General features: G+C 48.8%; 11 protein-coding genes. 3 read left to right on the plus strand and 8 right to left on the minus strand.

Annotation, left to right across the window (positions count from 1 at the left end; all coding sequences use genetic code 11):
* Nucleotides 1-240 precede the first annotated feature (240 nt).
* A complete protein-coding gene (locus L5M37_RS12880; RefSeq protein ID WP_263200742.1) occupies nt 241-2,142 on the plus strand; it encodes a methyl-accepting chemotaxis protein in 1,902 nt (633 codons plus the stop codon).
* 56 nt (nt 2,143-2,198) lie between these two features.
* On the opposite strand, the gene metF is transcribed toward L5M37_RS12880, so the two are convergent.
* The 3 genes from metF to metB all read right to left on the minus strand — a co-directional run bounded on the left by metF (nt 2,199) and on the right by metB (nt 6,872).
* The gene (gene metF, locus L5M37_RS12885) at nt 2,199-3,086 is read right to left on the minus strand and encodes a methylenetetrahydrofolate reductase (RefSeq protein WP_012088154.1); all 888 of its coding nucleotides are present in this window, start codon (nt 3,084-3,086) and stop codon (nt 2,199-2,201) included.
* A 217-nt stretch (nt 3,087-3,303) separates the two neighbouring features.
* The gene (locus tag L5M37_RS12890; protein ID WP_105251321.1) at nt 3,304-5,697 is read right to left on the minus strand and encodes a bifunctional aspartate kinase/homoserine dehydrogenase II; all 2,394 of its coding nucleotides are present in this window, start codon (nt 5,695-5,697) and stop codon (nt 3,304-3,306) included.
* Between the two features lie 11 nt (nt 5,698-5,708).
* Complete coding sequence (gene metB / locus L5M37_RS12895; RefSeq protein WP_263200690.1) at nt 5,709-6,872, minus strand: cystathionine gamma-synthase; 1,164 nt, start codon at nt 6,870-6,872, stop codon at nt 5,709-5,711.
* 212 nt (nt 6,873-7,084) lie between these two features.
* Here metB and metJ point away from each other — a divergent pair, with 212 nt between their 5' ends.
* Both metJ and L5M37_RS12905 read left to right on the plus strand, forming a co-directional pair.
* Nucleotides 7,085-7,399, plus strand: coding sequence for a met regulon transcriptional regulator MetJ (gene metJ / locus L5M37_RS12900; RefSeq protein WP_105251319.1), 315 nt, complete (start codon nt 7,085-7,087; stop codon nt 7,397-7,399).
* Between the two features lie 134 nt (nt 7,400-7,533).
* Nucleotides 7,534-8,277 (plus strand): sulfite exporter TauE/SafE family protein, encoded by a 744-nt coding sequence (locus L5M37_RS12905; RefSeq protein ID WP_263200691.1) that lies wholly within the window; start codon nt 7,534-7,536, stop codon nt 8,275-8,277.
* Between the two features lie 105 nt (nt 8,278-8,382).
* Here the strand turns inward: L5M37_RS12905 and nrfD are convergent, their stop codons facing one another.
* The 5 genes from nrfD to L5M37_RS12930 form a co-directional block, all read right to left on the minus strand.
* Nucleotides 8,383-9,330, minus strand: a complete 948-nt coding sequence (gene nrfD, locus L5M37_RS12910) for an NrfD/PsrC family molybdoenzyme membrane anchor subunit (protein WP_259483765.1) — start codon at nt 9,328-9,330, stop codon at nt 8,383-8,385.
* Nucleotides 9,331-9,332: 2 nt separating this feature from the next.
* A complete protein-coding gene (locus L5M37_RS12915; RefSeq protein ID WP_259511467.1) occupies nt 9,333-9,899 on the minus strand; it encodes a 4Fe-4S dicluster domain-containing protein in 567 nt (188 codons plus the stop codon).
* A 12-nt stretch (nt 9,900-9,911) separates the two neighbouring features.
* A complete protein-coding gene (gene phsA / locus L5M37_RS12920) occupies nt 9,912-12,194 on the minus strand; it encodes a thiosulfate reductase PhsA (protein ID WP_263200695.1) in 2,283 nt (760 codons plus the stop codon).
* 423 nt (nt 12,195-12,617) lie between these two features.
* Nucleotides 12,618-13,280, minus strand: a complete 663-nt coding sequence (locus L5M37_RS12925) for a pentapeptide repeat-containing protein (RefSeq protein ID WP_263200696.1) — start codon at nt 13,278-13,280, stop codon at nt 12,618-12,620.
* Nucleotides 13,281-13,385: 105 nt separating this feature from the next.
* On the minus strand, nt 13,386-13,865 hold the full coding sequence (locus L5M37_RS12930; RefSeq protein ID WP_263200698.1) for an SRPBCC family protein: 480 nt from the start codon (nt 13,863-13,865) through the stop codon (nt 13,386-13,388).
* Nucleotides 13,866-14,051: the final 186 nt, after the last annotated feature.

The following is a 14,051-nucleotide window of genomic DNA, read 5'->3' on the forward strand; positions in this document are numbered from 1 at the left end:
CCTATTTAGTTAGCGTGCTAAGCATTATACTTAGTTAGCAGGCTAAGCATTATACTTAGTTAGCAGGCTAAGTAAATATTTAGGTCACAAATAGATCTGTGTCCAAGGGCACGAAACGAGCGTAAGAGGGAATAAATAACTTAAAAAGGTTCGCGCCCTCTCAAATCTTATCAAGTTGTATCTCTATAATATCAAACGGATAAATTGAGTTGATTTGCACATGAATTGGAGGCTGTTTTGATAAATCTAAAAATTAGTACGAGGATCGTTATTGGGATCTGTCTATTACTGTTAACAGTAATGAGCTTTATCATGCCGCTCGTTCTCTCTGAATTCAGTCGCCAAGTTGCAGAATCAGAGCAAAGAGAACTCCATAAGATCTATGAAACCGCTGTTGCCGAGATAGCCTCATCGGGCAAATTAGCCGAAGCAATGGCAACCATCATCTCACTCACGCCAGAAGTTCAAAGCACCTTTGCAACAGGTGAACGTGATGAACTCACCGCCCGTACCTTACCTATATTTACCCAACTTAAGCGCGATTTTGCGGTTCAGCAATTCCAATTTCATAGGCCACCAGCCACTTCTTTTCTACGCTTGCATCGTCCCGAAAAATTTGGCGATGATCTCACCAGCATACGCAAGACCATAGTTGAAACAAATAGCCAAAAGCGCCCTCTTTATGGCTTGGAATATGGAGTGGAAGGATTAGGTATTCGTGGTTTAGTTCCAATGAGTTACAACGGACAACACACAGGATCAGTTGAGTTTGGCATGTCCTTCGGTCAACCCTTTTTTGATAATTTTAAACAAGCCTATCAAGCAGAAATTGCCCTCATCTTGCCAGATGATTCTGGATATAAGTTATTTGGCGCTACATTCACGCCTGATACCCAAGCGACAGATGAACTCAATAACGTCATGCAAGGCCATGAAGTCATACGCACTATTTCCTTAAATAACAAAACCTACGCCCTGTATCGCCACGCCATAAAAGATTACTCAGGAAACGTGTTTGGCGTACTCGATATTGCGATGGATAGAACCCATTCAGAACAAGCGATAGCGGATATTCGCCTTAAGTTGATCCTTATCGGTTTAGTGGCTCTGGTCATTGGAACTGCCATTGCTTGGTTTATTGCCAAAGGCATTACTCGCCCTATCGCTGAAACCACCCAAGCCATGAATGATATCGCTGAAGGTGAAGGCGATTTAACCCGCCGAATCGCGGTAAAAGGTAAGGATGAAATTGCTGAATTATCGATGGCATTCAACCGCTTTGTAGAAAAAATCCACAACACAGTTTCCCACGTCGCCGACTCAACAAGCCTGCTCGCCACCTCTGCTGAAGAAATGTCGAGCATTACGCGGGAAACCCAGAAGATGGCGAGTCGTCAGCACCTCGAAACCGAGCAAGTTGCCACCGCAATGAATGAAATGGCCGCAACGGTACAAGAAGTTGCCCATAATGCGACCGATGCGGCCGATGCAGCCAATCATGCCAATGACTCAACCGAACAAGGCAAATTGGTTGTACAAAAAGTAGTAACCACTATCGCCATACTGGCCGAGGAAATAGCCACAGCAGCGAGTGAAATCAATGAATTAGAGCGTAATACCGCTGAAATCGATTCTGTACTTGTAGTTATCCGTAATATTGCCGACCAAACTAATTTACTCGCACTCAATGCGGCAATTGAAGCCGCAAGGGCGGGAGAACAAGGTCGAGGGTTTGCAGTCGTTGCCGATGAAGTACGCACTCTGGCGAGTCGCACTCAAGCATCTACGGCAGAAATTCAGCAGATGATCGAAGCGCTTCAGCATAAAGCTAAGTCTACAGTCAATGCGATGGAAACCAGCACCCGCACCACCCAAAGCTGTGTATCCCAAGTTCACCAAGCGGGTGAAGCACTCGAAGCCATTACCCATGCGGTTTCCACCATTAGCCAGATGAATATCCAGATCGCCAGCGCTGCAAATGAGCAATGTGCGGTTTCGGCTGAGATTAATAAAAATGTTAATAACATCAATGATATTGCGACCAATGCGACAGATAGTGCGGTACAAACCGCACGCGCTGGCGATGAACTTGCCCAACTCGCAGCCCGTTTAACAACTTTATTAGCTCAATTTAGAATTTAAACAAAACAAAACGCCGCATTCTCTGCGGCGTTTTTATTAGCTTATTTTATAAAGTTTTATTTAGGACGTACGCCTAAAGTGTGGCAAATCGCGTAGGTCAATTCGGCGCGATTTAAGGTGTAAAAATGGAAATCCTTCACGCCTTCGCGGGACAGCACTTTCACCATGTCGATGGCCACGTTTGCCCCCACCAATTGGCGTGTACCCGCATCGTTTTCTAGGCCGTCGAATTGCTTATGTAACCAATTCGGTAACGACACATTGGTCATGCCAGCAAAACGTTTTAACTGGGTAAAGTTAGTCACAGGTAAAATGCCCGGCACAATTTCAACGTCGATACCGGCGGCAACGCAGCGGTCACGAAAACGCAGGTAAGATTCCACATCGAAGAAAAATTGGGTAATGGCACGGCTAGCGCCCGCATCAATCTTACGCTTAAGGTTGATCAAATCCGCCTGTGCATTGCTCGCATCGGGATGCACTTCTGGATAGGCCGCAACTGAAATATCAAAGTCAGCCACTGAGCGCAGTAAACGCACTAAATCGACCGCAAAACGGGTTGGCTTTGGGCTACCCGCGGGTAAATCACCCCGCAGTGCCACTATGTCACGAATGCCCGATTTCCAGTAATGCTTAGCCAGTTCTAACAGCTCTTCATCGCTGGCATCCACTAAGGTTAAGTGCGGCGCGGCAACGAGGTCAGTTTCCTGTTGGATACGTTCAATCACGCCGTGTGTGCGGTCGCGCACGCCTGAGTTAGCACCGTAAGTCACAGACACAAACTTAGGATTCAGCGGCTCTAAACGACGGATAGAGTTCCACAGGATCTGTTCCATTTCGGGGGTCGATGGCGGGAAAAACTCAAAAGAAACATTAATATCGCCATTAAGCTCAGACAAGCTCTGGTTCAGCGATTGTGAATGTTGTGCGTGATGAAAAGCCATGTGTATTTCCTCAACCGCCCTTGGCGCTACTCTTTGCTAGTATGAATTAGTTCAAATGGACGTTTGGACGTCTATATGTCCATATACTAGAGAAACTGAGATGTAAGTCAAGCCCAAAAATACCCATAAACCGCATTTAATCTCGGTTAATTCGATAGATTTATTCTAGCCAATAAAAAAGGACTCGAATGAGTCCTTTAAGAGGCTTGATATCGCGTTATTCCTGCAGCAGATCGCGACAGATCTGAGTCAGATCCGACTGCACCGCCGCAGCGGTCACTTCGCGTCCAGCGCCCGGTCCACGGATGATCAGCGGATTACCTTGGTAGAAGACACTGCGGATCACAAACACATTATCACCAGGGGTTAAGTTGGCGTAAGGGTGATGAGTATCGATCCACTGCAAGCCCACTTCGGCCTTAAGCTCTGGACCGCTGTTGTCTAAGGATGCCACATATCTAAGCACCTTATTTTGCTCCGCCGCCGCACCATACTGTTGCAGCAGATCGGCATCTAACTCGGCAATGCGGGTGAGAAATTGATCTAAGGGAATATCCGCCAAAGCGGCTGGTACGAGTGAGCGCAGTTCAATATCTTCGAGCTCGATTTCAAGGCCAATTTCACGGGCCAAAATAAGCAGTTTACGCTGCATATCTCGGCCGGAGAGATCGTCGCGGGGATCAGGTTCAGTAATACCTAAGCCTCTGGCTTCAATCACTAATTCTGAAAATGGCTTGCTGGTATCGTATTTCTCAAATAACCAACACAAGGTGCCAGAGAAAATCCCGCCTACCGCTTCAACACTATCACCGCTGTTACGCAAATCATTCAGCGCATGTTGGATAGGTAAACCTGCGCCACAGCTGGCGTTATAGCGCCAAAACAAACGACGATTACCCAGTTGCTGCTTTAACTCTCGATAGAAAGGCAGTGGACCCGAGCCCGCAAGTTTATTCGCGCTCACCACATGGATGCCACGCTCGAATAGCTCTGGATATTGCAGCGTCAAACTGGCGCTGGCACTGATATCTAAGGCCACCAGCTCATCGCAGTTAACTTGCTCTAATTGCTCGAATAAATGTTCATACTGCCAAGGCGTTGCTTCAGTATTAAACTCTGTTTGCCACGCAGCAAGATTAATCCCAGTGGATTTAATCAAAGCTTTACTCGAACTGACTAAACCGACTAACTCAACACTGGCTTCGAGTTCATGGTCCAGTGATGGCGAAACCGACTTAAACAGATCGATCCATGCCTCACCGATATTACCCACACCGAGCAACAGGACACCAATGCGTTTACGCGGGCCAGCGCAGCGACGGTGAACTTTTTGGGTTAACAGATTCACCTGTGACTGGGGCACTAACGTCACTAAACTTAAATCGCCACTGAACAAAGGTTTAGCATCACGGCTCAGTAAACGCGCGAAGCTGCGGCGATAATGTTCGGCGTCGGCACTCACTAATGCGACTAAACCAAAATCTGTGTTGATCTGCTGCTCGCTGATCCCTAATGCTTCTGCCTCGGCATCGAGTAATCTTTGAACTTGTTTTTGATTCTCAGCGGTATAGGCAAGTTCAACCCTTTGATGGGCAGAGGTCCAATGGGCCAATGGCGTTAAACCCGCGGCAATCAATAAATCTAATAAACGAGTTAACTCACCCGTGAGTTTAAAGCCGAACAGGACAACAGCATTGAGGTTAGTCACCACAGGCGCGCTCGCCGACGAACTGTGGGGAGCGATCAAGGTAAAGTCAGTGTGGGACGCATAACTTGAACGCACAGCTAAGCTCACTTCGGTATTGAATAACGGCTGCAAAGTGCGCGAATGCAATACTGGCGAGCCTAAACGCGCTAGGCGATCGGCTTCGGCAAGTGACATGCTTTTCAGTAACTTGGCATCGTTGATTTTATTAGGATCGGCGTTGAACACCCCTTCCACATCGGTCCAAATGGTCACGCGCTCGATATCGGCAAGGCTGGCAATCAGGCTGGCACTAAAATCTGAACCATTACGGCCAAGTAATAGGGTATCGCCACGCTCGTTAGCACAGATAAAACCTGTGATCACTAAGCGTTCATTTGGGTGGGCGGCTAATAGGGCTTGTACTTTAGCGCGGGATTCTTGTACCCGAATTTGCGGCACAGCGGCTTCATCGGCCACTAAAATTGAACAGGCATCCACATGGCTTGCCGCCACGCCAGATTCGCGCAGCAGCGCCGCCATTAAACGTGCCGACCAACGTTCGCCAAAGCTCACCACATGGTTGATTTGATATTCGTTGCGCTCGTCTAAGGACAACAAGCTGATGAGTTGCGCTTTATCTGTGGCCAAACGCTCACGCAGATCGCGGGCTTGTTCATTCGACAACAACTGCTCAATCAACCCCTGTTGGTAGCTGATCAGCACTTGTAACTCTTCTTGCCATAGCTGACCCGCATCACGCAGCGCTAATAATTTATACAGGAAATTCGTGCTTTTACCCGCCGCAGAGACCACAACGAGATCATCACTATGACCGTGGGTTAACAGGATATGGGCGACTCGGCGATAACAATCGGCATCCGCTAAACTGGAGCCACCAAATTTATGTAAGTGACAACGTGCCATCTATTATTCCTCTACTGACAAGCCGCAACGGCGGCTAATCCTGCTTGAATATCTGCAACTAAATCGGCGGCATCTTCAATACCCACCGATAGACGCAATAGGGTGTCCTTAATACCAGCCTCGAAGCGCGCTTGCGGCTCCATGGCTCTGTGGGTCATAGTGGCGGGCACTGCCACTAAACTTTCGACGCCACCTAAACTTTCCGCCACACTAAATAAGCTGAGTGCACCTAAAAAGGCCACGACTTCGGCCTCACCGCCTTTGAGCTCAAAACTCAGCATAGCGCCAAAGCCCTGTTGTTGCTTGGCCGCAATGGCATGACCTGGGTGATCCGCAAGACCGGGATAATAGACTTTGCTCACCACAGGGCTTTGCGTTAATACCTCAATAATACGCTGGGCATTGGTTTGATGCTCGCGAATACGCACCGCTAAGGTACGTAGGCCGCGCAGGGTCAGATAACTGTCAAAGGCTGACCCCGTTAAGCCTAGAGTGTTCGACCACCAATGTAAGCTTTCGCCGATTTGCGCGTCTTTGGCGACCACAGCGCCGCCGACCACATCGCTATGACCATTGATATATTTAGTGGTGGAGTGGATAACGATATCCGCGCCTAACAATAGGGGTTGTTGCAATATCGGCGATAAAAAGGTGTTATCGACCACCACCAGCGCGCCGACCTCATGGCTCGCCTTAGCAATGGCTTCGATATCTACCACACGCAATAACGGGTTCGATGGGGTTTCGAGCCACACAATCTTAGGATTCTGCGCAATGGCGGCGGCTAACGCTTGGTTGTCGGTTTGGTCGACCACAATGAGCTTAAACTGGCCTTTCTTCGCCAAGTTGGTAAATAAACGGTAGGAACCACCATAGCAATCATGGGGCACAACTAATAGGTCATCGGGGCCGAGCAAAGTCGTCACTAAGGTGATGGCCGCCATGCCAGTGCACGTCACTATGCCAGTGGCGCCCTTTTCTAATTGGGCTAATGCTTCGCCTAAAATGCAGCGCGTTGGGTTGCCTGAACGACTGTAATCGAATTCGCGGGGATTTTTATGACCATCGAAGGCGTAATTAGTCGACAAATAAATCGGTGGCACAACTGCGCCATATTGAGTATCGCTTTCGATACCCTGACGCACTGCCAGTGTGGCTAATTGACGCTCTGCCATGGGGGGACTCCTAAATTCGGTAGACTGATAGAGATGTCTGGACGTCTAAATGTACCTAAGCCCAACGCCATCGTCAATAGGCGTGAAGACGTTTAGACGTCTGAACATAAAGAAATCTGTTTGCAATCACAAAGAAATAGTAGCAATAATTTGACTGTTCTTTGTAAGGGTTTAAAATCTGCCCCGAATTTAGCGTTATAACAGGTGAGTCAATGACTGAATGGAATGGGGAATACATCAGCCCCTATGCTGAACATGGCAAGAAGAATGAACAAGTAAAAAAAATTACTGTGTCTATTCCGCTCAAAGTGCTTAAGGTCCTCACGGACGAACGTACTCGTCGTCAGGTCAATAATTTGCGTCACGCCACCAACAGCGAGCTGTTGTGTGAGGCATTTTTGCACGCCTACACTGGCCAGCCATTGCCCAACGATGAAGATCTGTCAAAAGATAACCCAGACAGCATTCCCGCCGAAGCCAAGTTGTTGATGGATCAAATGGGAATAGAGTGGGAAGACATGGAATAGCGACTCGTCGCTTTCAAAGTCATATCACAGTGCTCATCAATAGGGATCGTTAACGATCCCTTTTTGTTTATACCCAAGCGACTTCAAACTTTAAATTTCACCATCTTGAGTTGGTTTGGGATATAGGAAATCCTATGTTTTCTATGATAGATCCACAGACACTCGCCTTAGCCTCGCTGGTCGTGTTTCTGGGCGCCTTAACCCAAAGTCTGATTGGGTTTGGGCTTGCGGTTGTCGCCAGTCCTTTGCTGTATATCGTCGATCCACAACTTGTACCTGCGCCTGTTATTGCTATGGGTTTCTCCATCGCCCTGCTGACCTTAGTGCGTGAACGAGGTCACTTAGAATTCAATGGCTTGCAATATGCGCTCCTAGGTCGCGTGCCCGGCGGTTTTATCGGCGCGAGTTTATTGCTGTTTGCGCCTCAACCTATACTCGGTTTATCCATCGCCGCCATTGTGACTGTCGCAGTGATCCTCAGCCTGTATAAATTCAGCCTGCCAGTGAATAAGAAAACCCTCTTCGGTGCGGGCGTGGTTTCAGGGATCTTCGGCAATATTGCCGCTATTGGTGGCCCGCCGATGGCGATTCTATTGTCAGGCAAAGACGCTTCGCAGTTTCGCGCCGCCCTGTCGGCCTTCTTCATTTTTAGCTCCACCATAGCTATGGTCATTCTGGCGATCACTGGCTTATTAGAATTGAAGCACCTGTGGCTGTCGTTGATGTTGCTACCTTCTGTGCTTTTAGGGTATTTAGTCGCGGGGCGATTGGTGGGCAGTGTCGATAAAGACAAGACTAAAATGGCGACATTAGTCCTGTGCAGTATCAGCGCCTTAGTGCTAACGGTGAAGTCGGTTATCGAGTTATTGCCCCAATAAGCGCTCTGCTTGTACTGGCAAACCTTCTCAAAACTCAAACAATAAAAAGCACTGACATTGCCAGTGCTTTTTCTTTATCTATCAATATGTAAAGCCAGCTTACACTCAGCTTAAATAGCTTTGCCCTGCGTACACAATAAAGTGTCTTAGAGCGAGTACGCCCGTTAAGCTCGCACAAGCCACCATGATCATCGCGCCCTTAGTGTGGCGAGTAGCGGCTGGTAACAACATGAACAGCAATGGAATACCAAAGCCGATACCGACAACGCCTATCCAGAACACGCTTGCCCATAGCCCAGAGGTTAACGATGCTAAGGCCGCAGCCGCCGCGCCGCCCTTGAAGTACAAGGCGCAGAACAACATGAACAGGAACAAGATTTCAATCGCCATCACAGGCAACTCTAAACCGTGCATCTTGACTAAAGTTTTATCGTGGCTGTCAGTTTTAAATAACAAGAGTGCCAGTACCGCGTTTGCCGCAGCGCCCGCCGATAAACCCGACACTAAAAACAGCGCAGGCAGTACCGCAGTGTTGAGCATAGGGTAAGCATTCATCGCCGAAATTAAGAAGCCAGTGTAAGCCCCTACGCCAATGGCGAGGACAAACAACAATACTTCAATCAGCTTTCGAAATGGCATAAGTAACTTAGCGATAGGCGCTAGGAAACCCAACCCCCATTTTGGTAAGTCATCCCGCAGCACAATAATGGCGTACGCAAAGGCTAAGGGAGAATACGCCAGCAGCGCCAGCACCCCAATGGCCATCACAGACTGGAAGTTATAGTGAATTAAGATCAACCAGAAGTGGAAGGGTTTGGTTAAATCAAACACTAAGCAGGCTAAACCTAAGCTAATCGCCACAGGTCCAATAATGGCGGCCGCCTTAAGAATGCTGCTTTCGGCTCCGGTGCTGAGTTCCTTATTCGCCCAGCGTAAACCAATGCCAATCAATAAACTGCCCGCGGATAACCCCGCCATAAACAGGTAAACGGCGATGACCCAGTGCCAAGTGACAGGATCATATTGCGCCATGTCGCCCCAAGTATTGTTCATAATCAAATCCCCCCTCTCTTGGTAGGAACGCGATATACCCTAGGTTTAGTGCCTAAATGGGTTTTATCTTGGTATGTGATTTTAGTGTTGAGCATGATAGCCACGTCACTCAGCGGATCATTAGCATCGCCAAACACTAAGGCATCGGTTGGACACACAGTCACACACGCTGGCTCTTCGCCCCGTGCTAAACGACTGTCTTTACAGAAGTTACACTTATCCGCCGCCTTGGTTTCTGGGTTCATAAAGCGCACTTTATAAGGGCACGCTGCCACACAGTACATACAGCCGACACACTTCTCGGTATGGATAGAGATAATGCCGTCTTCACCCACATAGGCCGCGCCTGTTGGGCACACTTTAACGCAGGGTGCATCTTCACATTGCTGGCAAGATACCCTGTGATATTTGAAATGCAGATTGGGCATCTCACCAAAGGGGCCTTCCACACGCACTTGCAGACGAGTAACGCCTTCGGGTACGCCATTTTCACTGCGACACGCCACGTTACAGGCTTGGCAGCCGATGCACTTGTTCTCGTCGTGCACCATTACATATCGTTTATTCATTTAAGCCTCCGATTAGCGCTTTGCCAGCGTGACGCCCGTGGTGTGCACTGTCATGCCACACACAGGAGCAGTAACGTGCGGCAGTAAGTTACCGCAGTGGATACCTTTGCCCGTTGCTCTGACCAACTCTTTGTTTTTAGAACCAAAGCCCATATAAGCAAATACAGTATCTTGGCGAATGCCCGGCGTGACTAAGGCATGGCCTTCTTCTGTGCCAACACTGCTGGTGAGGCGGATTGGGTCGCCATTGCTGATCCCTAATTTGCCCGCAGTGACGGGGTGAACCCACACAGCGTTATCCGACATCAGGTTAGCGAGCATAGGCACATTGTGGGTGGCGCCATTGGTGTGCACCGCCACTTTGCCTTGGATAAAGTACAGCTCATCTGCTTTTTTAAGATGTACTTCGCGGAACTTGATCACCCCACGGCCCGGTGCCATGGCTTCGACTTTCGCGGAGGTGAGTTCAATCTTGCCACTCGGGGTTTTAAAGGTGAGTGCGCTGGCGTAAGTGCCGTCTTCATCGGCAGGTCGCGCATTGGGGTATGCCTTAATAAACTCGGCAACCATCTTAGGCTCGCACAACATAATTGGCTTACCGAAGCTCACAAAACCTTCGTCTTTGATACGGCGCAGCAGGTCAGTGTCGCGGTTCACCTGCAGCATTTGCAGGGTTTCCATGTTTTCCCATGGATAGAACTCGCCAAGGCCCATAGCCACACCCACATCCTTAAAGATCTGCCAAGAAGGCTTAGTATCACCTAAGGTTTCAACGACCCGTTGGCGCACATAATAGGCCGGATTTTTACCTGACTTATCAGCAATTTCTTCATCACGTTCAAGATAAGTTGACTCAGGTAAAATCACGTCCGCATAGGCGGCGGTTTCGCTGATATACACATCACACACGGCGATAAAGTCGAGCTTTTTCATCGCTTCAACAACGCGTGCTCTGTCTGTCATGGTTTGCATTGGGTTAGTGCGTGACATCACCCAACCGTGTAACTGGTAAGGCACAGCGCTTAATGTGGCATCGAGAATGGTTTGGTAAACGCCGCCCGATGTCCACATCATGGCGTACTGTTCTTCCACCTGATCGATACGTTTCGCTGCGGGTTTTGGCATGTCTTTCACGCCAGGTTTTGCCAATACGGGCGCAACCGCTTCACCGGCAAGCTTGTTGTAATCACCGGGTTTCTGGCCGATATAAATCCCGCCCTTACGCTCAATATTACCAATCAAGACGTTGGCGGCGTAAAGGGCGCGGCGCATCTCAAACTCTTCGGTGGTAAAGGTGGCTCTGTGACCAAAATCGACCACAGCATGGGGCGCTTTAGCGGCATATTCGTGGGCGATGCGGCGAATGTCTTTGGCAGGTACATCGGAAATGGTTTCTGCCCATTCAGGGGTATAAGCTTTCACTTCGGCGGCAAAGGCTTCGAAGCCTTCCACATAGCGCGCGACAAATGCCTTGTCGTAAAGATTATCTTCAATCAATACATGGCATAACGCCAAGGCGACGGCAACGTCGGTTCCGGGGCGAATGGCGTACCATTCATCGGCTTTATCGGCCACGACGGAGAATCTTGGCTCGAACACCACCAGCTTGGCACCTTTGTCCATCTGCGCCGCCATCATGCCGCGGGTTTCGGACATATTGATGCCTTCGTACAGGTTATGGCCGAAGTTAATGATGTATTTAGAATTACTTAAATCTCGTTTGACCTTAGTACCAAAGATGGCCTTAGCCGCAATTTCATAACCACCAGGGCACGTCGACGCGTGGGTAAAGGTATTTGGACTACCAAAGGCGGTCGCGAGGTGAAACAAATGCTTTTCTTGTGAGCCCGATTTGGACGAGAATGCCACTGCCTCTGGGCCATGTTCTTTTTTGATTTTATTTAGGTTTTCGGCGATGAGTTGATAAGCCTCATCCCAACTGATCTCGGCCCATTTGCCTTCGCCACGTTCGCCAACCCGCTTTAACGGTTTAACGATACGCTGTGGATCGTACAGTAAGCTATGGCCAGCACCGCCTCGGGCACACACTTTTCCGCCAAAGGATTTAGCGGCCTTGTTGCCACTAATGAAGACGTTTTTGCCCTCAATCACCCGCGCCGAAATCGGGCAACGGGTTGAACACATTTCGCAAATACTGGCAATTTCCTTGCCCATGCCCTTTAGCTGCTTATTCTCTAATGCCGCTAAGCTGCCCGGCAGCAGACTGGCTAACGCACACGTGGCGCTGCTCGCTCCCGCTCCCTTTAAAAAGGTTCGCCTATTAAGCTCAATCATGGTTACCTCCATCACGCTCATCCCACCCGTCAGTCGCCATTTGTGGCGCCATCGAGCAGAGGTTTGCTCACTGATTTGATTACTTTTTTAGTTATAAAAGCATTAAAACAGCACCGCCATATCTTCTGATATACCAGCATCCGCTGAATACACTGCTCATCCACAAAGATTGTTATCCCGAAAGAGGTAGGCGGATATTGTGGTAAACCACATGGGGAAGCTCGGTGTGATCTATCGCAACTAAAACCTAAGACTGACGTTAAAATACGTGAATAAGATCAATAGGTCTTAAAATACGGGCAGAAAAAAGCCGCCAGCTTTGGATACTGGCGGCTTAGAAGAAAACTGATATTTCAGTCAATTGCGATAACCCTAGCAGGATAAGAACATCACGCTAGCGGGCCCAAACTGATTACAATCGCATTAATCCATTAGCTCTATATCGAGGCAGTTGAGCAGGCGAATCGCTTCGTCGCGGCTAAACTTAGCGCCTTTGATTTTATTGTTAAAAATGTCGATATCGTAATTTGAGGCCTCGCTGAAATCCGCCTCCAATAATTGAGTTCGGCCAAACAGACTATGACTAAAATCCGTGTAGGTGAAATTGGCTTGGTTGAAACTGCCCTCGCGAAAATCCACATCGTGGGCCTTACACTCTTCGATGATGATTTCATCGAGGGACAAGCCTAAAAATGAGCAGTCATTTAAGATACATTGCTTAAAGGAAAAAGGCGCGGCAAAGGATAAACGCGACCATGCGGCGCGGGTCCAATCGATACCGACTAACTTACACTCTTCAAACTCGACACCGCTGAACTGGCACTGGGGCACTTTCACTAAGCTCAAGTTGCAGCGTACAAAGCGACAATCGATAAACTTACATTTACGAAAAACGCTCTCGCTAAAATGACAGTCTTGAAAGCAGCAATCCTCGAACTCGATGCCCTGTAGCTCTTGGGCTAATTCCGACAAGCCATTAAACTGTTTTGATAAAAAACTATTGCCCTGCAAAACCGCGCTTTGCGCCAGTTGCGATGGCGCAAGCACTGATGGTTTAAGCACTGGCACTTCTTTCTGTGACGACATAACACCTCTAATCCTGCCCAATCCCCAACAATATGATAATGCAGGGCAATTGGGCTAGGTACTGCTTATTGTTTACTCTCTGATACGAGGCTTGAGACTCACCGGCTAAATGTTCGCGACGAGTTCCTCAAGCTGATCGGTCGCCTTAGACCAACCCTGATGAAACCCCATATCCTCATGATTCTGCCTATCTTCGCTATTCCAATGCAGCACCCGCGCAGTGTACTTGGTCTTACCGTCCACAGGTTCAAAGGTGATGGTTGCTGTCATAAAGGCCTTGTCGGACGGCACCCATGCCTCGGTAAAGGCATCGGTAAATACGATACGCTCATTCTCAACCACCTCGAGATACACACCGCGATTCGGGAAATCTTGCCCCTCAGGGCTGCGCATTACAATCACGTTAGTGCCGCCAGCACGCACATCTAAGCTCGCGCTAGCCACAGTCCACGGCCTTGGCGTAAACCAAATTTTGAGAAGCTCAGGCTCGGTCCACGCGCGGAACAGTTTTTCCGGCGGCGCATCGATAATCCGCTCTAATATCAATTCTCTGTCGCTATCTAGATGTGGATGACTTGTGCTCATATTCCCTCCATTGGATATTTAGCTTGATGGTCTTGTCGGCTGCAGCTACATCATAAGCTCGCACATCAGCGCGCTAAAATACAGCCCTTCAACATTCGCTCGTCCGCAGAACACCAGCCCTCCATCATGCTCAACACTGAGTGTTAGCGCGTGATTCCCTTGCAAATCCTTATGCCCGCTAGATTC

The sequence above is a fragment of the Shewanella sp. SM69 genome (assembly GCF_025653985.1).
Classification (GTDB): Bacteria; Pseudomonadota; Gammaproteobacteria; order Enterobacterales; family Shewanellaceae; genus Shewanella; species Shewanella oncorhynchi.